Origin of the sequence: Corynebacterium jeikeium, from assembly GCA_003955985.1 — a bacterium.
GTDB classification, from domain to species: Bacteria; Actinomycetota; Actinomycetes; order Mycobacteriales; family Mycobacteriaceae; genus Corynebacterium; species Corynebacterium jeikeium_D.
Genome location: CP033784.1, coordinates 2,213,385 through 2,230,710, shown reverse-complemented (window position 1 = coordinate 2,230,710; position 17,326 = coordinate 2,213,385). Strand labels below are relative to the sequence as shown.

Sequence of the window (17,326 nt, the reverse complement as noted above, 5' to 3'; positions counted from 1 at the left end):
CGAGTTAAGCGCCGAATAAGCGTTTTCTTCATCTGCTTGACGACGCTATAGCGGAGGCCTCAGAAGCGGTACGGGAGTTCTCCCGGTGACTTTCACTACCCGTGCAGGTTTAACTAAATCCTGTCGGGTTCAGCGAATTAATCGTTGGACAAAAGATTGAGGGAAAGAACCGTTTAATGAACCTCCAACAGCTGAAAGATGTGGCCAAAAGCTACTTCTCAAAAACCACAGATATTGTGAAGGGTGTTCCAGATCGTACTAAAGGTTGGCGCGGTGATTTGGAGGATCAAGGAATTATTCCAAACCGTGTTGGTGTAGATCAAGAAGGTCGTATCATTCCGCCATTTTTTGTTTGGTGGGCACCCTGGATGTTTCGAGTCGTACTCATTATCGCCGGATTCATAATTGGCGGAATTTTGGAATCCATCAATAGTGGGCCATATCCAGATACGGCGATGTTGATTCCATTCGCCATGGGGTTTGCGATGTGGTTCTTGCGAAATCAGACTAGTTGGATTCCCGGCCTCATTATCACGGTGCTGGCAGTCACCGCAGCATCGCTTATGTCTAAAAGCGTCCTTATTTCGCTCGAAGCATTAATCCTTTTCGCTCTCGTAGTCCTAGTGGAATACATCTACGCTCGCGCCGCATTCGACTACAACACTGCCGCGGCGTTTGAAGAGATGAAGCAGGCGCTTTCCACCTACGGCACTGCCTATGAGCTTGAAGAACGAGAGGACACCAACGTCAACGGAGAGACTCTGACAACTGTCTCCGCGCTTGATTCGGGACGCCCTGCTAGGGCAATGATTCGACTGTTGCCGGAGCATGTAGACCCCGGATGGCTTATCGCAGTAGATCCCGCCAGGCGGTTTATGACAGGCCTATCTCCAGAACAGCGTGTTCGCATCAGTGAGATTCAGGAGCAGATGTGAGTCTGAATCCCGCAGTTCGAGACAACCTAGCTGGAAATCTATTTTCACCAGGCGCAGTGCCAACGGGCGCCAAGTTAGCTCAGCTGATTGCTGACATTCCCATGGGCGGAGATGCCTCTTCCTCGGATTTTTGGGAAGCGCGTGTCCGTTTAATTCGAGACCTGTTGTTCTTCGGTAAGCAGTCCCAGCGCGCACTGGACATTATCGATGAGCTGCACACCGAAGATTTTGTCGACGCAGTGCGAAAGAAGTTCGGTGTTTCTTTTCGACTTGTTCTCAAACGAGTACAGCGTCCTCAGTACTTCTTCACTGATGTGCAGATGAAGGCAGTTAAAGAGGGGTTCTTGAAGCCGTATGCAAAGGGCAGCGGAAAAGCGATTACCGAGCACGGGCTTGAAGAGTTCTTTGATCGGATATTGGTTCCAACGTCTAACCGCATGGAGCTCCGTGAATACGTCGACGTTGAAGATAGCCAGGAAATTGAGACTGGTCCGACGAACAACGCGGAGAAACGAGTCTGGGCGGCCTTTGATGAGGCCAGTAGTGCAAATACCGACATTCGGTCGATTGCAGATGTCATTGCGAACGGTTTTCGTGAACAGTCCGAAGGCTTTATTGACGGCAAACCGATCGATAGCGACATGCTGAAGAGTGCAACTAAATCCATCGGTGCGAGTTTTCGTACCGGCTCGCCAGAGGCTGAAACCCGCACCGGTCTTATTCGAAGGTTGCAAGCAGTCGATGATCCAGCGGATTTAGTGACTCGACATACTTTCGGTCTGCTTAACGACGGAACGTCGCTGGACCCAACGAGACTTCGTAAAGAATTGCAAATTGCTGAGGGAGCCTACTGTTCTAGTTCCGATTCGACAATTGAGAATCGCGTCCTTCAAAACGTCAATCGAGACGATGTCTTGAAGGCTGATACCGGAAGGGGAAAATCGGGTTTTAAGACGCCCCATGCCGGTGAAGGGGATGTGATTGCCAAGGAGTTATTACGATTTCTTTCTCCATTTGTTGTGCTCGGTTTAATAGTGCAGTTCATGCAGGAGGGTAATGGATTTATTGCTGTACCGGTTCTGGCTATTTTTGTCGGTATCTTGTGGGCGTTGGTAAAGAAGCGAGTGGCAAAACGATGGATTGCTGTTTTTGGAATCGTATATTTCATTGCCATGGGGGTTATAAATGATAATTTCTATGAATTAGGATGGGTTCTATTTTCTATATTTATCATTACATTTGTGTCGATTGCCTATCTATTCGCTAAGGGGAAGGAATATAAAAATGGGGTTCTTTAATAACAAAAAGGATGAAAATAAAAGGTCGGTTAAACATTCAGACGGTCGTGCTGATGAGTATCAGGAACGAGATCCTAAGTATCCGGAGGTTGACTTCGGTGGAGCGCATAATTTCGCCCCGCTGCCGAATTTTGATGAGTCCTTCGGCCCCCGGGGCACGGTCGACAATGGTGATACCACAGGTCAGGAGCCGGTCGAGTATTCCGGAGATCCAAAACTAGACACCGACGAAGCTGCATGGTCCAAGGTTGAGAACGTCGAATTTGACGGTGTTGAATTTGGTGGTGCCGAGTTTGGCCATGATGAAGACACCGCGGAAGGAGTTCCAGCCCAGCAGGATTTTCCTCCCGCGACAGTGGAAGAGCTCCCAGAAACGGATGCTGAAAGTACCGCAGGTGTTGCGGCCGGGAACGTCGTAAAGCAGTTGGATTTGATTCAAACACGGCTGGACACAATGAACGCAGTATTGCGCTCTCAAAGTGAAGAGTTGGAAGCGCTGACTGATCGTCGTTGGTACGCCCAGTTGATGCCGCTGGCGGAAAAGTTGGCGGCCATCCATGACGGGATTTGCGCTGACCTTTCGCGGCTCGAAGAAACTACCGAAACTGATGGCAGTGACCTGTATTCGACCCTGGATTTCCTGCAGGACTCGATCGCAGATGCGCTTCAGTCCATGGGAGTGGCAATTACAGAGGCGAAGGTGGGCGATGCCTTTGATTCTTCAATTCACCGTCGTACCAAATTCGCGGATTCGGATAACCCCGCGCTGCACCGCACGCTGGCGCCATCACGACGAATCTCGCACTACTACACCTTCACCAGTTCTACCAGTCCAATTGTGGTGGCCAAGGCGCCGGTCACGGTGTACCGGCACAGCGGCAACTAGGCCAAAACTCGAGTCTGAACAGAGCACAGCTCGAGTCCGGCCAGCACACAACTAGAGCGCTGACACGGCAAAAGAAGTCAAGAATCCAACAGATTTCAGAATAAGGAGAAAAATCATGGCTGAACGTATTTACGGCATCGATCTGGGCACATCCAATAGCGCAATTTCCTACGTGGACTCACTGGGTGTTCCTGTCATTCAAGAAAACCTCGACGGAGATCTGTCGACACCAAGTGTGGTGTGGTTTGAATCGAAGGCCAATACCGTTGTCGGAAAGCTGGCACGTGAAGAGAAGCTCTTCAGCCCCAATGACGTCATCGAGCTGGTGAAGCGGAGCATCGGCACCGATAAGAAATGGAATTTCAGCGGGAAGGCGTATACCCCGGAGGAGATTTCTTCATTGATTTTGCGCTCGTTGGTTCCAGACGAAGCAGCTGACGACGAGATTTCGGCAGTTATTACTGTGCCGGCATATTTTGGTGCGAAGGAGCGCGAGGCAACTCGCAACGCAGGGCAGATTGCTAATTTCAATGTGTTGGAGCTGGTAGCAGAACCGGTTGCTGCGGCCCTCTACTACGACTCCAAGCAGCCTCTAAAGGACAAGACCTTGCTGGTGTATGACCTCGGAGGCGGTACATTCGATGCCACGATTGTGCAGGGGATTGACAACACCTTCCGGGTTATTGCCACCGACGGTGATGCTCGACTGGGCGGTGCTGACTGGGATAAGGCGCTTGGTGAATTTATCCTGGATAAATTCATTGAGCAGACTGGTGACGAGGAGGCGGAAAACGATGAGACCTTCGTCGCTAAGTTGCATGAGCAGACGGTGAACTGTAAAGAGGCGCTGAGTAATGCGGAAAGCGCCACTGTGCGACTTGCCAGTGACTCTGGTTCCCGCGCCAAGATTGCCGTTACCCGCGAAGACTTGGAGCGTGTCACGGCGCCATTGCTCGAGCAGACGGAGATTCCTTTGACCCGTGTATTGGAGACGGCAAAGGAAAAGGAGCCGGGACTGACAATTGATGAGGTCATCCTGGTGGGTGGATCTTCGCGAATGACCGCCGTAACCAAACTGGTGGAGCGTCTGACGGGTAAGAAGCCACTGTTGGTTGAGCCTGATCTAGCCGTTGCTAAGGGTGCTGCCCTTGCTGCGATGATCAGCAAGCTCGGGGGAGTGGTTAATGCTGAGTCCAGCCCTGCTGTCCAACAGCAGTCAATTGCGCAGATCGCGGCTGAGACAGGGATTGACGCCGGGCAGCTAGCCGCGCTGTCGGAGAAGAAGGTGGCAAATGTATTGCCAAAGTCGATTGGCATTCGAGTTGTCGATCATCTGAACAACCCGTACATCGACTATCTGGTCAACCAGAATGACATGATTCCCCTGTCTGAGCCGGTGGTCCGGGAGTATTCGACCGTAGCTGATGGCCAAGAGGAAGTAGATTTGACGCTGTATCAGCAGGCCAGTGACGTTCCATCCGAAGATGTCGCTCTCAATGACATCATTAGTGGATCGGAATCTATGCTGACAGGTATCCCGCCGTTGCCCAAGGGTCAGCCAATTCAGGTTAAGTTCTTTGTAGCAGCAGACGGCATGATTACCGTGGAAGGCACTCACGTTCCATCGGGTCGCTCAATCGAATCCCACGTGCGCATTGGTGTGATGAATGAGGAAGAGATTTCGGCTGCTCGCACGACGATGATGAAGGTTTCTGTCAGCCAAGGAGATAACTGATGACCGACGATCGCACTCTAATCCCGGGCGTCGATGACATTGACAGCGGTGCAAATTCCGATACTGATGGTCGAAATCGGAAGATTCTGCTGTTCGTGCTCGCCATTCTGGTTGTCGTCATCCTGGCAATGGTGGTCTGGATCCTAAATTTCCGCTCTAACCAGCAGGATAACGCCGACGGGTTGTTTGAAACCACTGAAAGCACCGAAGTGGAAGTCTCGCCGTCCTACTATGTGGGCGATGATCAGGAACCAACCTCGACTACAATCGCACCGCCTGCCGACGATCGGTTCGTAGACCCAGAGGTCTTAGCGTCGACCGTTGATCCGACGTGCCCGATGCTGCAGAGTGCCTGGTCAAACCAGGGCTCCGATATGGACTGTGAAGCATATTACGAGGTAGTGCGGGCGCTCAGTAAACAGCGGCAAGAGCAAGGAACACTGCCAAAGCAGACGACAATCGAGATTGAGTATGACGGTCAGCCACTGACGATGGAATGCCAAGAAGTTTCGCCTAATTATGATTGCCGCTCTGAGTCTGGGATTCAGATTATGGTGGGTAATCTCGATGGGTCTGGGCAACGGAACCGATGACTAATCTTCCCCAGGTAGGCGATATTTTTGAGGGCTACGAGGTTGAAGCTCTCATCGGTGCCGGCAATATGGGGACTGTTTTTCGAGTACGAAATCCCAAGCTGGGCCGAAACGAAGCACTGAAAATCGTCCCACTGCCGGAAGAGGCCAGTGCTTCTAAGCGAATGGAGGCACTGTTCCAGAACGAGGTTTCTATCGCAGCCACTGTTCACGTTCCCAACGTTGTGACCGTGTTCGATGGCGGGCGAGCCGGGAACCTGCTTTGGTTCACCATGACTCTTATTAGCGGTAATTCGTTGGGCGCTGAACTGGCCGAATATCCGCCGCGCACTTTCGATAAGAGCGAGGTCATGTCGATTGGTGTGGAGATTGCTACCGCGCTAGATCGGCTAGCAAAGCACGAACCAGCGGTGATTCATGGTGATGTAAAACCATCAAATATCGTCGTAGAGCGAGATTCGTCGGGGCTTGTGTTAAGCGCGACGCTTGTGGATTTCGGTGTATCAACCGCCACTGAAATCGACAGTGTTGGCGTGACCAATCGTGTTGCCGGCTCATTGCCCTACATGGCGCCAGAGATCTTCACTAAGGGTTGCATTAGTGCAGCTAGTGACGAGTATGCGTTTGCGTGCACGATATTCGAGCTGTTGCAGGGATATAAGGCATTTCCAGCTACTGACGCGGCCAGTGCGCGGCAATTGCACTGCGGTAAGCGACCGGTTACCAACCTCGGTGCGGTAGTTGATTCGGTCTTCGCCAAGGCGTTGGCGGTTGACGCCGATGAACGCTACGAATCCTGCAATGCGTTTATTAGCGATCTCATTGCTGCGCTAAATGGTGGTGCCGTCGAGGTTCGCAATCCGAAGAACCGGAAGAAAGCCCTTGCAGCGTTCTCCGTAGTGGCATGTCTAGGCCTTATTGGTGGTGGCATTGTTGTTGCCGAACGTAGCGGCATTGGAGATGGCGGTCTCTTTAGTGCCAAGCACTTGGCACAGCCAGTAGCTATCGGAGGTTCTGCGGAACCGATGCGACTTCGCGCTCCCGATTTGGCGAAGGGGCCTCGGATTCCGGTGGGTGACCGATGGACCCTTACGTCGTTAAGCGACGTCCCCATCGGTGAGAAGAGCTGGCAGGGGATTCAGCGGATGGGAACATTCAACGGTGCTGCATATCACGCGACGCAGTTTGCTTCGGCAGATGAATTCTTGCTGCCATTTCGCCACGGTATTGATGAGAAGAAGCCGATTGCAGAGGCTGAAAATGACAAATGGCGGGGTGAAATTCTGGATGCCGTGAGCAAGAACCGGTCAGTGGCTGAACCAGCTGGCTCTGAAGTGGTGAAACTGCGAATGGAGCCCGATGGTCGCCGGCTGGATGTCCTACAAACGTCAGGCTCATTTCAAGCTGTGAACAGCGAAGGTTCCGAGGCAACACGGCCGATTAATTACTGCTTGGTTCAGCCGGCGGAAAGTTCTGCGCCATCCAGTCCCGAAGTGCTTCGTCCGGTATTTGTCGTTTTGAGTGAAGGCGATCCTTGTCCTGCTGCCTATGACACGGTGGCGGCGTGGGCAATGCAAACCACGACGAATTAAGCGATAACGCCGAGAATATTTGTTATATTTCGGATAACTATCATGAATGCCAGTCACTTCAGCCGTCGTTGGGCGATTCCCCCAGGAGCGTTGGGTAGGGTTCCTGATTCGCGGTTGGTGGCTGGTGGTGCGAGAGAAAGGCCTGGTCAACGTGACATCGCTCCCAACACTTGTGGTTGATAATTTGTGTGGGGATGCGATTGTTGCCAATCCGAGTGAGGGATTGACCATCGGGCGTGACGCCGACCTCAAAGTGGGCGAAGATAACCGCTACATGCACCGCATAGCAATGTATGTGTATGCGGAATCCGGAATGTGGTTTCTGCTCAATAACTGCGAGCACGTGACTGCAATGGTGCACATTCCGGAGGTGTCGCGGTCATTCCGGCTGGCTCCGCAACAGCGTTTTGATTTGAGCTACCCGGAGTATTTCATCCGCTTTTCCGTCAAGGATGACCAGTACGAAATTCAGATTAAACAGGATATTGAGCACGCCGATGCGAAGGTCGTGCTGCCAACTGACGGGACTGAAACCATCTCGGTTGGGGAGCTGCCGGAGCGCCAGCGTGCTCTGATCGCTGCATATGCGGAGGATTATCTGCGCGGCCGAATCGACACCATTATGGTTTCATGCACCGATGCCGAGGCCGGCCGAAAGCTGGGAGGCAAGACCGCAAAGGCAGTCGAGCATTACCGCACCGCACTTTTTGAATCCGCTTTGAGCAAGGGGCTGGTCTCAAGCAAGGAGTGGCAACGGGTTAATCAAAAGAGCCGTCTGCAGCTGGTAGTTGTCGCTGCAATCGAAGCACGATTGGTCACTGCAGACGACTTGAAACTGCTCGCTTAACGACGGTACTTGCGATAAGTCAATCCTTTAATTGGCGTGTTCACAGTAGTGGTTCGGCCGCCACGGGCATTCTTCGTCCACCGAACGGGCCCCATGCGATAGGAATATCCGAGGCCAGAACGCGATAGCGTAACCCGGGAGTTGCGGGTGGGGCGGAAGGTCTTTCGGAAGCTGAATAGTTTGAAAGCCATTGATATAAATCCATTCTCGGTGCGTCACAGACTGCCATGCGCTCTGACCGTGCTGCTTTGGACAGCATCGCTCTCTGACTGCATTGTGCCGGTGACATAAGCGGATAAATCGTGGTGCGTTTGATGGCACCACTGTCCAGATTTGGGCAGTCCAGCATGGTTTAGCTAGGGGAGAACTCCCCGGGGAGAACTCCCGTTTCTTTTGTGTCCGAGAGTTTTTAATCTGAGATCATGTTCACCAAGAAGATTTCCGCTGTAGCCGCCGCAATCACTGCCGCCACTGCGCTTGCTGTTGTCAATCCGTCCGTCGCCGATGCAGCTACGAACTACCCCAAGATCAACCGTGACTATGTCAGCTATTCCACAGACGGAGAAACCGTAGTCTGTGGTGGGTCGGTAAATCAGGACATGTTCCGCTGCCAGACCACAGCTAAGTGGGGTAACAAGAAGAACGCCCACAATCTGGTCACCTTTGATCTCGAGGATGCATCTGGAAGTTGGGAAGCCGGAATGAGCGGTGGAAATTGGGATGCCTCGCGCCCGCCATTCCGACTGAAGGAAGGGAAGAAGTACAGCTTCCACGGGATCGTGGTCCTGAATAAGAATGGCACCCTGTACTTCAGTTCTCCGTACCACGAGGTGCGCGGTGAAGTGACTCCGTATGAGTGGGAGATTATGGAGACTGACTGATATCCCGTGCAAATACTCCTTCTTGTCTGGCGTTTGGCTTAACGCGCAGGAGTAATTCATTCCAACATTCGTTTCCTCCCGGTGGCATTGCCGCCGGGAGCTTTTGCTGCCGTACGAGCAGTGATACCTCTCTCGACCAGGCTGTTCGCTACTGGCGTACGGCTATAGGGATTAATCTGTGTCGCGTCGCGTTTAAGCTAGGTGAAACAACCTTTATTGAATTACGGCAAAAATAGACACTTGAAAGGGCAGTGATGTTCGAGAGGTTTACGGACCGAGCACGTCGCGTTGTCGTCCTGGCACAGGATGAGGCACGCGAGCTCAATCACAATTACATCGGCACGGAGCACATCCTGCTCGGCCTGATTAGTGAAGGCGACGGTGTAGCTGCCAAGGCGCTGGAGTCCATGGGTATTTCCCTGGATGCTGTGCGCTCTGAGGTAGTCGACATTATTGGTCGTGGCTCCCAGCCGCCGAGCGGTCACGTGCCGTTTACCCCGCGTGCAAAGAAGGTGCTGGAGTACTCTCTGCGCGAGGCTCTGCAGCTGGGTCACAAGTACATCGGTACTGAGCACCTGCTGCTCGGCCTGATTCGTGAGGGCGAAGGTGTTGCTGCTCAGGTCCTGGTTAAGCTCGGCGCTGACCTGCCGCGCGTACGTCAGCAGGTTATTCAGCTGCTCAGCGGTTTCCAGGGCGATGAGTCCGATGGTTCTCCGGAGCAGCGTCCGGTCGGTGCTACTTCCGGCGCTCGTGTGCAGGAGGGTAACCACCAGTCGGGTTCGCTGGTGCTTGATCAGTTCGGTCGTAACCTGACCGTTGCTGCACGTGAGGGCAAGCTGGATCCGGTTATTGGCCGCGAGAAAGAAATCGAGCGCATTATGCAGGTTCTTTCTCGTCGCACCAAGAACAACCCTGTGCTGATTGGTGAGCCTGGTGTTGGTAAGACCGCCGTCGTGGAGGGGCTTGCACTGGACATTGTCAACGGTCGTGTGCCGGAGACGCTGAAGGATAAGCAGCTTTACTCTCTCGACCTGGGCTCGCTGGTTGCGGGTTCCCGTTACCGCGGTGACTTCGAGGAGCGTCTGAAGAAGGTGCTCAAGGAGATTAACCAGCGCGGTGACATCATCCTGTTTATTGACGAGATTCACACGCTGGTTGGTGCCGGTGCCGCCGAGGGCGCAATTGATGCAGCCTCGATTCTGAAGCCGAAGCTGGCTCGCGGTGAGCTGCAGACCATCGGTGCTACCACTTTGGATGAGTACCGTAAGCACATTGAGAAGGACGCCGCTCTTGAGCGTCGTTTCCAGCCGGTGAACGTGCCGGAGCCGAGTGTGGATCTCACTATCGAGATTCTGCGCGGTGTCCGCGATAAGTACGAGGCTCACCACCGCGTATCCATCTCGGACAAGGCTCTGGTTGCCGCAGCTACGCTCTCCGACCGCTACATCAACGACCGCTTCCTGCCGGATAAGGCCGTTGACCTGATCGATGAGGCCGGTGCTCGCATGCGCATCAAGCGCATGACTGCCCCGGCTGACCTGCAGGAGATTGACTCCAAGATCGCCGATGTGCGCCGCCAGAAGGAAGCCGCCATCGACGAGCAGGACTTTGAGAAGGCAGCTGGTCTGCGCGACAAGGAGCGCAAGCTGGGCGAAGAGCGCCGCGAGCGCGAGAAGAAGTGGCGTGCGGGCGAGTCCGACACCATCGCTGAGATTGGTGAGGAGCAGATTGCGGAGGTCCTGGCTTCCTGGACTGGCATTCCGGTGTTCAAGCTCACCGAGGAAGAGTCCTCGCGTCTGCTGCGCATGGAGGATGAGCTGCACAAGCGCATTATCGGTCAGGAAGAGGCCGTCAGTGCTGTCTCCCGCGCTATTCGTCGTACCCGCGCTGGTCTGAAGGACCCGAAGCGTCCGTCCGGTTCGTTTATCTTCGCCGGCCCGTCTGGTGTTGGTAAGACCGAGCTGTCGAAGGCCCTGGCCGAGTTCCTCTTTGGTGAGGAAGACGCACTCATTCAGATTGATATGGGTGAGTTCCACGACCGCTTCACCGCTTCGCGCCTCTTCGGTGCTCCTCCCGGATATGTCGGCTACGAAGAGGGCGGCCAGCTCACCGAGAAGGTGCGCCGCAAGCCGTTCTCCGTCGTGCTTTTCGACGAGATTGAGAAGGCCCACAAGGAGATTTACAACACCTTGCTGCAGGTCCTGGAAGACGGTCGTCTGACTGACTCGCAGGGTCGAGTGGTGGACTTCAAGAACACGGTTCTGATCTTCACCTCGAACCTGGGTACCAGCGACATTTCCAAGGCTGTTGGTATGGGCTTCTCGGGGGTCGGCGAGGCCGATGAAGATGGCAAGTACGAGCGGATGAAGGACAAGGTCCACGACGAGCTGAAGAAGCACTTCCGTCCGGAGTTCCTGAACCGTATCGACGAGATTGTGGTCTTCAAGCAGCTGAGCCAGGCTGAGATTGTCCAGATGGTCGACCTTATGCTGGCCCGCGTCAGCGACCAGCTCGACGAGAAGCGCATCACCATGGAGATTTCCGACCGCGCCAAGAACCTGCTGGCCAAGCGTGGCTTTGATCCAGTGCTCGGTGCCCGTCCGCTGCGTCGCACGATCCAGCGCGAGATTGAGGATCAGCTCTCCGAGAAGATTCTCTACGGTGAGGTCGGTCTCGGCGAGACCGTCTTCATCGATGTCGAAGGCTGGGATGGCGAGTCCAAGGACGTCGACAAGGCGAAGTTCACCTTCACCAACAAGGGCAAGGCCGGGAACGTTGATGCCGACGGCGGTGCTCTGGGGGAGTCTGAGGAAGACAAGGACGTTCTCGGCAGCGCTGATGGCACCCTGAGTGTTGAAGCCGACGACATCGAAGGTGCTGCCGACCAGGCCGCTGCCGAGGTCGAATCCGATAACTCCGAGGGAGAGAACTAAATGGGGCTCCAATTTCGCAAGAAGCAGAACCTGGACAAGGACACGTGGCTGAACTACTCGGGTTCGGGAGTCTCTGGTTCTAAGCGTATCGGTCCGGTGACCATTAACAGCCGCGGCGGTTACACCGTCCGACTGGGCAAGGGCCTGACCTTCCGCGGTCGTTGGAAGAAGAAGTAGTTAGTGGCTGATGGCTGTCGGTGAGCATTTCACCGTCAGTACAGCTAGTGCGCTAGCACACTAGTACCCCATTTTCTGATTCACCCACGCAAGCATCTCGTCGTGGGTGAGCACGTAGGCAAGGCCGTGCGTCCCATCACCGAGGTCAGTGTCGACCTCCACGTAGGTGATGTCGGCGCCGGCCTTTTGCCATTTCTGCACAAGTTTGCGTGCCGACGTCACGGGTAACACATCATCCAACGCGTTATGGGTAACGAATACGGGCATACTGGGAGTCTTTGTCCCCAGAGCTTGTTCTTCCACGTGGCGCCGAACGACGGGGGAGAGCTCCGGCGAGCGCAGATTCTCCGCTATCCCCAAGTCGTTGGCCGTAAATGCCTTGGTGTCATTGCGAGGCCAACGTTCGACAGTGGCGCCAATGCATTCATCGGCCGTGAGCTTCAGGAAATCCTGCCCCAGCGGGCTCAGCATGCGCTCGATTGGTTCTTTTGCCTCTGGGTACTCTGCAATCAAGCCGTTCATGAAGTAACCGACGAGCCCCGCCAGCGCCGAGCCGCGAATATGCAGTGCAGTGTCGGTGAGATCGGCCGGAATAGCCCCGGCGTAAACAGCGCGGATGTTCAGCTCCGAGGCATACTCATCGGCGAGCTCGGCCGCTGCAGCGGTGGCGCCTCCGCCCTGTGAGTAGCCGAACAGCGCAATGGGAGTGTCTGTAGGCAGTTGTAAAGTTTCAATAGCCGCTCGCGCCATATCGAGCGTGTTATTCCCGGCAACCTCACGGTTGAGATACGGATGTACCCCAGGCGTGCCGAGCCCCTGGTAATCCACGATGGCAACATTCCATCCCTGTGCCAGCAACTGAGGTGCCGGAGGCGTCGGAGGCGCTTCGTAGCGCAGGGCAACCGAACTGGCACAGTTATCAGCCATACCGAGAGTTCCAGGTGCAATTACTGCCAGTGGGCGCGGGGATTTCTCCGACCAGCGGGTATAGGGCTGCAAAATCGTGCCGGACACGGCTGTCTGGCGGTGGTCGCGTGCGCCTGTGGAGGAAAACACGACCCGCTGTGCGCGTGCGGGCGCATTGACCGGAAATGGCGTCTTCGTAATTACCTGACCTGGAGGCAATCGCTTCACCGTAGAAGAGTCAGAATCCGAGGAACCGAAGCCAGTTGCTCCTAGACCATCCACCGCCGAGCAACCACCGAGCGTTCCCACGCTAGAGCTCAGAAGAGCAACTCCAAGTACCATGCTCAGCGCGATTCTGCGTTTACTAGCCCCAAAGAGACAGCGCTGGCGCTGAGGTCGATGGGGCGTGGCATTCATGTTCCCAATTCTAGGCAACGCACTTGTTCGAATCTGGTCTTTACCGGAGCATTGTCTGGGTTCTAACGGGGCAACTGGAAGCGGCCATCGGAGGTTTGCTCCGCAAGTCCGTCGTCAAGCAGGGAAAACAATGCGCGGGAACGCTGATGCGTATCATCCCAGACCGCATCCAGAGCGGTCTGTTCGACGGGGGAGTCGGCGGCGCGGAGCACGTCGAGAAGCAAGCCCCGGACTTGACGGTCGGTGCCTTCGAACTTCTGCACGCGCCGTTTCGCAGCGGCGATTTCGTGGTCTTCGGGTTCGGGGCGACCGGCGGCAATCCAGGCGCAACTGGTGGCGATGGGGCAGGCCTCGCACTCGGGTGTCGTTCGACAGACAGTAGCGCCGAGTTCCATGAGTGCGACAGAGGTCTCGGCCGCAGTCGTGGGGTCGAGTGGTAGGAACTCTTTGACGAGCGTCATGTCTGTGCGTTTGGCGATGCCGGGTAGGTACGTGCCCTGGCGGTGTCGCCGGAGTACGCGGCGCACGTTGATGTCCACCACCGGCGTGCGCGCGCCAAAAGCAAACGCCGCTACTGCCCGAGCTGTGTAGTCTCCTACCCCCGGAAGGGCTAACAGTGTGTTCACGTCGCTTGGTACTTCGCCGTCGTGCTTTTCGACGATCTTTTCTGCGCATTCACGCAGCCGGAGTGCACGTCGGGGGTAGCCGAGTTTTCCCCACATACGTAGGACTTCATCCTTGGGCGCGACTGCCAAATCGGCTGGGGTGGGCCATTTTTCCAGCCAGGCGCGCCAGGAGGGGATGACGCGGGCGACGGGAGTCTGTTGACTCATCACTTCGCTGACGAGCACAGCCCATGGTGAAGTGCCTTCTTCGCGCCAGGGAAGTGGCCGCATGTTGGTGCGATACCAATCACGTAAGGCGGCATCGACGTGTTCGTCGAAGTCGTCGGATTGGTTAATTGCAGAGGTCAATCTACCTTCTCGCTTTCCCATAAACAGCAGAGTCGTTGCACAATATAGCTATGAGCAATTCTGAGAGGACTCCTGAGAGTGTATGGCAATCGATGGTGCGCGGAAACCTCCGCTTCTGCGAGAGCAAGACTGCGCATCCTCGCCAGGACTTGGTTCGTCGTAAGCAGCTGACGCAGGGGCAGAAGCCGAAGGCCGTTGTGCTGGCTTGCTCGGATTCCCGCGCTCCGGTGGAGATTATTTTCGATCAGGGCTTGGGCGATGTATTTGTGATCCGTACTGCCGGTGAGATTACTGACCTGTCGGTGCTGGCTTCGCTGGAATTCGCAGTTGATGGTCTTGGAGTTCCGCTGGTGATTGTTCTCGGTCACGAGTCCTGCGGCGCTGTGGCTGCGGCGAAGAATGCACTGGATGGTGGCGAACTGCCGGGTGGTTTCCAGCGTGTGCTGATTGAGAAAGTCACCCCGTCGCTGCTGGCGGCTCGCAAGGATGGCGAGACTGAAATCGACGAATTTGAGCGTCGCCACGTGCGCGAGATTGTTAATCACATTATTGATCGCTCTCCGGAGATTTCGTCGCGCTTGGTGACCGGCGAGGTAGGCGTTGTCGGTATGCGGTACCGCTTGGAGGACGGACGCGCTGAGACCGTCGTTACCCATGGAGTCAGCGAGAACCCGCTAACCTAAATGTGTGACCAATAAGCTGCCTCCAGAAATCTACCGGCGTCGGCGTATCGCCGCGGCGGTGTTGCTCGTTATCATCCTCGTTCTCCTGGGCTGGGGTATTTCCGCACTGGTAAACCGGGACAGCGAGGATTCTGAACCGGTGAATGTCACCAGGGATGACGGGAAAGAGGTGACTCCTCCGGAACAGCCCAAGGAACCTTACGCGCTTAAGTCTGACAAGGACTCGGAGAACGACAAGTCTGACAAGTCTGACAAGGACGCCAAGAAGGGCGACAAGGAAGGCGAAGACTCCGCGAAGGATAACGCTCAGGCGGCGCTTGCGAGCAAAAAGGACTGTACCCTTGCAGATCTGCAGGTGACGGCCACCTCGGATCAGCCGAACTACGGCGATGAGCAGCCGACTCTGGCGATTACCGTCCACAATCCCACCGGCGGTGAATGCCGCGTGAACCTTGATGAGCAGCAGTTGCGCTTCGAGGTGTACGACCTGGCAACGTATGAGCGAGTCTGGTCGGATGTGGACTGCAATGACTCCGAAGGCCACGGTGAACTGGTATTGGCACCGGGCGAGGAAGTCAACTATGCCGCCACCTGGTCGCGTCTGACCTCGGCGCCGAACAAGTGCTCCGAAGAAGACCGGGTCCCAGTTCCCTCCGGGTCGTACATCTTCTACGGCGTGATTGGTGACAACAACTCTGACGCCTACACGTTCAACGTGCGCTAGCGCTTAGCTCCTAACCCAAGCTCAATGGCCTCGGCAACGGTGCCTGCTTCCAGCAGTTGCATCCCTGCCGGGCCTTTTGCGCCTCTGGGCACAATTGCCGTGTCGAAGCCCATTCGATGAGCTTCCTTAAGGCGCCACTCCAAATCGGTCACTCGCCGCACTTCGCCGGCCAACCCCAGTTCGCCGAGTGCAATGGTTTTGTCCTGGAAGGTCCGCTTAGTCATGGATGAGGCCAGTGCCAGCGCAATCGCCAGGTCCGCGGCAGGCTCCGACAGCGTCATTCCGCCGACGGTGGACACGTACATCTCCATGCGGGCTAATTGCTTGAAGTTACCGTGTTCAGTCAGCACGGCCGCGACCATCGGCACGCGCCTCGGGTCGAGACCAGAGACATTGCGTCGTGGATTATGTGCCTCAGTGTTGATTACCAGGCCCTGCACCTCCGCCAGCAGCGGTCTGCGGCCATCCATGGCCACGGTAATTGCAGTTCCCGAGGTCGGCGTTCGGTGATGCAAAAACAGCCCCGAGGGATCCTCAACTTCCGCAATACCGCCCGCGGTCTGCTCGAAGCAGCCCACCTCATCGGTGCTGCCGAAGCGGTTTTTCAGACCCCGCAAGAAGCGTAGCCCCGAGTGTCTATCGCCTTCGAAGTTGAGCACCACATCAACCAGGTGCTCCATCGTGCGCGGGCCGGCCACATTGCCGTCCTTGGTCACGTGCCCTACTAAGAAAATCGCAGTCCCGGTCTCCTTTGCCAACGCCGCCAGGGCAGAGGTTACGGCGCGGGCCTGAGCAACGCCACCGCGAGCACCTTCGACGTCGGCACGCATCGTCTGCACGGAGTCCACAATGAGCAGACCGGGGGAGAGCTCTAGCGTCAGATCGATGACGTCCTCGATATTCGACACCGCCGACAGGTACAGCGAGTCCGACAGCGCGCCAGTGCGTTCGGCACGCAGCCGCACCTGACCGACCGACTCCTCACCTGTGACGTAAAGTGTCGGCCCCAAATCGCCTTCCGCGCAGCGATAGGCCACTTCCAGCAGCAACGTCGACTTACCAACCCCCGGCTCGCCGGCCAAGAGCACCAACGAACCCGGCACAATACCCGAACCGAGCACCCGATCCAGCTCACCGATGCCCGTGCGCACCGCGTGCGCAGCCTTGGCGGAAATCCCGGTAATGGCCGTCAGCTCAGAAGAAGAAGTGGGGATTCGATCTGTTGCGGATGTCTCGGCGAGGAAACGTTCCTCCGCCTCGTCGTCAAGCGCGCGCTGTGCTAAACGCTGGCTCTCAGCCGCGACGGAAGTGGAAGATGCTTTACGACGACCGCCCCGCGTGCCGGGCTCCGTTGCGGCAGCACTCCGGCGACGTTGCTTGGCTGCCCGGGCGGCGATTTTGTCCTCAAGGGTGGAGCCGGACTTCCCGCTGCTGGAGCGGATAGTGACCTTCTCCAGCGTGCCCCACTCTTTGCAGTTGGGACATTGGCCGACCCATTTTGACACCTGCCAACCGCATGCCGAGCATTCGTAGGCTTCGTCTTTGGTCTTGGCCACGGTGCAACCACCTTTGCTTCAAACGAGGGGGCGACAGACCCGACAACGTTTGGTGCGGGATGTGCGGGAAATGTCGCTAAAAAATTGCCCCAGATACGCGAGAACGGGCCAGGGCAGAGTCAATGACATGTGTCAAGGACTGACTGTACCGCCGTGGCCCGTATCAAGCGACCAATCGCCCATGCCCGC

The 17,326-nt window shown here is 55.9% G+C and carries 15 protein-coding genes; 11 read left to right on the top strand and 4 right to left on the bottom strand.

Translation table 11 applies throughout. From position 1 onward, the window contains the following. The first annotated feature begins 176 nt into the window (after nucleotides 1–176). From EGX79_09900 to EGX79_09870, 7 genes are all read left to right on the top strand, one after another. Nucleotides 177–935, top strand: coding sequence for a hypothetical protein (locus tag EGX79_09900; protein ID AYX82459.1), 759 nt, complete (start codon nucleotides 177–179; stop codon nucleotides 933–935). Beyond that, nucleotides 932–2,233: a hypothetical protein gene (locus EGX79_09895; protein ID AYX82458.1), complete on the top strand. Its 1,302-nt coding sequence runs from the start codon at nucleotides 932–934 to the stop codon at nucleotides 2,231–2,233. Before EGX79_09900 ends, EGX79_09895 begins: the two co-directional genes overlap by 4 nt. Next, the gene (locus tag EGX79_09890; protein ID AYX82457.1) at nucleotides 2,220–3,119 is read left to right on the top strand and encodes a hypothetical protein; all 900 of its coding nucleotides are present in this window, start codon (nucleotides 2,220–2,222) and stop codon (nucleotides 3,117–3,119) included. The genes EGX79_09895 and EGX79_09890 overlap by 14 nt, the downstream gene beginning before the upstream one ends. Before the next feature lie 115 nt (nucleotides 3,120–3,234). After that, the gene (locus EGX79_09885) at nucleotides 3,235–4,854 is read left to right on the top strand and encodes an Hsp70 family protein (protein AYX82456.1); all 1,620 of its coding nucleotides are present in this window, start codon (nucleotides 3,235–3,237) and stop codon (nucleotides 4,852–4,854) included. Continuing rightward, nucleotides 4,854–5,447 carry a hypothetical protein gene (locus EGX79_09880; protein AYX82455.1) on the top strand — a complete coding sequence of 198 codons (594 nt, stop codon included), beginning with the start codon at nucleotides 4,854–4,856 and terminating at the stop codon, nucleotides 5,445–5,447. The genes EGX79_09885 and EGX79_09880 overlap by 1 nt, the downstream gene beginning before the upstream one ends. Then, a complete protein-coding gene (locus tag EGX79_09875; GenBank protein ID AYX82454.1) occupies nucleotides 5,444–7,039 on the top strand; it encodes a serine/threonine protein kinase in 1,596 nt (531 codons plus the stop codon). The genes EGX79_09880 and EGX79_09875 overlap by 4 nt, the downstream gene beginning before the upstream one ends. A gap of 124 nt (nucleotides 7,040–7,163) precedes the next feature. Next, nucleotides 7,164–7,886 carry a hypothetical protein gene (locus tag EGX79_09870; GenBank protein AYX82794.1) on the top strand — a complete coding sequence of 241 codons (723 nt, stop codon included), beginning with the start codon at nucleotides 7,164–7,166 and terminating at the stop codon, nucleotides 7,884–7,886. Here the strand turns inward: EGX79_09870 and EGX79_09865 are convergent. Then, the gene (locus EGX79_09865) at nucleotides 7,883–8,077 is read right to left on the bottom strand and encodes a DUF4236 domain-containing protein (protein ID AYX82453.1); all 195 of its coding nucleotides are present in this window, start codon (nucleotides 8,075–8,077) and stop codon (nucleotides 7,883–7,885) included. The genes EGX79_09870 and EGX79_09865 overlap by 4 nt on opposite strands. Nucleotides 8,078–8,308: 231 nt before the next feature. Here EGX79_09865 and EGX79_09860 point away from each other — a divergent pair, with 231 nt between their 5' ends. Together EGX79_09860 and EGX79_09855 are read left to right on the top strand one after the other, a co-directional pair. Beyond that, the gene (locus tag EGX79_09860) at nucleotides 8,309–8,767 is read left to right on the top strand and encodes a hypothetical protein (protein ID AYX82452.1); all 459 of its coding nucleotides are present in this window, start codon (nucleotides 8,309–8,311) and stop codon (nucleotides 8,765–8,767) included. 254 nt (nucleotides 8,768–9,021) lie between these two features. Then, nucleotides 9,022–11,700, top strand: coding sequence for an ATP-dependent Clp protease ATP-binding subunit (locus EGX79_09855; GenBank protein AYX82451.1), 2,679 nt, complete (start codon nucleotides 9,022–9,024; stop codon nucleotides 11,698–11,700). A gap of 237 nt (nucleotides 11,701–11,937) precedes the next feature. On the opposite strand, the gene EGX79_09850 is transcribed toward EGX79_09855, so the two are convergent. Beyond that, entirely contained in the window at nucleotides 11,938–13,125 is a 1,188-nt protein-coding gene (locus EGX79_09850; protein AYX82450.1) for an alpha/beta fold hydrolase, read from the bottom strand. Between the two features lie 137 nt (nucleotides 13,126–13,262). Continuing rightward, nucleotides 13,263–14,195 carry an A/G-specific adenine glycosylase gene (locus EGX79_09845; protein ID AYX82449.1) on the bottom strand — a complete coding sequence of 311 codons (933 nt, stop codon included), beginning with the start codon at nucleotides 14,193–14,195 and terminating at the stop codon, nucleotides 13,263–13,265. Nucleotides 14,196–14,209: 14 nt separating this feature from the next. Here EGX79_09845 and EGX79_09840 point away from each other — a divergent pair, with 14 nt between their 5' ends. Both EGX79_09840 and EGX79_09835 read left to right on the top strand, forming a co-directional pair. Continuing rightward, a complete protein-coding gene (locus EGX79_09840; GenBank protein ID AYX82448.1) occupies nucleotides 14,210–14,857 on the top strand; it encodes a carbonic anhydrase in 648 nt (215 codons plus the stop codon). Between the two features lie 4 nt (nucleotides 14,858–14,861). After that, complete coding sequence (locus tag EGX79_09835; GenBank protein AYX82447.1) at nucleotides 14,862–15,581, top strand: hypothetical protein; 720 nt, start codon at nucleotides 14,862–14,864, stop codon at nucleotides 15,579–15,581. Here the strand turns inward: EGX79_09835 and radA are convergent. Further along, nucleotides 15,578–17,137 (bottom strand): DNA repair protein RadA, encoded by a 1,560-nt coding sequence (gene radA, locus EGX79_09830; GenBank protein ID AYX82446.1) that lies wholly within the window; start codon nucleotides 17,135–17,137, stop codon nucleotides 15,578–15,580. The two genes, EGX79_09835 and radA, sit on opposite strands and share 4 nt — an antisense overlap. Nucleotides 17,138–17,326 lie beyond the last annotated feature (189 nt).

Bases quoted from the DNA above. Each gene is read 5' to 3' on its own strand.
- EGX79_09860 (AYX82452.1), top strand. From the start codon at position 8,309: ATGTTCACCAAGAAGATTTCCGCTGTAGCCGCCGCAATCACTGCCGCC.
- EGX79_09855 (AYX82451.1), top strand. From the start codon at position 9,022: ATGTTCGAGAGGTTTACGGACCGAGCACGTCGCGTTGTCGTCCTGGCA.
- EGX79_09845 (AYX82449.1), bottom strand. From the start codon at position 14,195: ATGGGAAAGCGAGAAGGTAGATTGACCTCTGCAATTAACCAATCCGAC.
- EGX79_09900 (AYX82459.1), top strand. From the start codon at position 177: ATGAACCTCCAACAGCTGAAAGATGTGGCCAAAAGCTACTTCTCAAAA.
- EGX79_09890 (AYX82457.1), top strand. From the start codon at position 2,220: ATGGGGTTCTTTAATAACAAAAAGGATGAAAATAAAAGGTCGGTTAAA.
- EGX79_09875 (AYX82454.1), top strand. From the start codon at position 5,444: ATGACTAATCTTCCCCAGGTAGGCGATATTTTTGAGGGCTACGAGGTT.
- EGX79_09885 (AYX82456.1), top strand. From the start codon at position 3,235: ATGGCTGAACGTATTTACGGCATCGATCTGGGCACATCCAATAGCGCA.
- EGX79_09880 (AYX82455.1), top strand. From the start codon at position 4,854: ATGACCGACGATCGCACTCTAATCCCGGGCGTCGATGACATTGACAGC.
- EGX79_09850 (AYX82450.1), bottom strand. From the start codon at position 13,125: ATGGTACTTGGAGTTGCTCTTCTGAGCTCTAGCGTGGGAACGCTCGGT.
- EGX79_09865 (AYX82453.1), bottom strand. From the start codon at position 8,077: ATGGCTTTCAAACTATTCAGCTTCCGAAAGACCTTCCGCCCCACCCGC.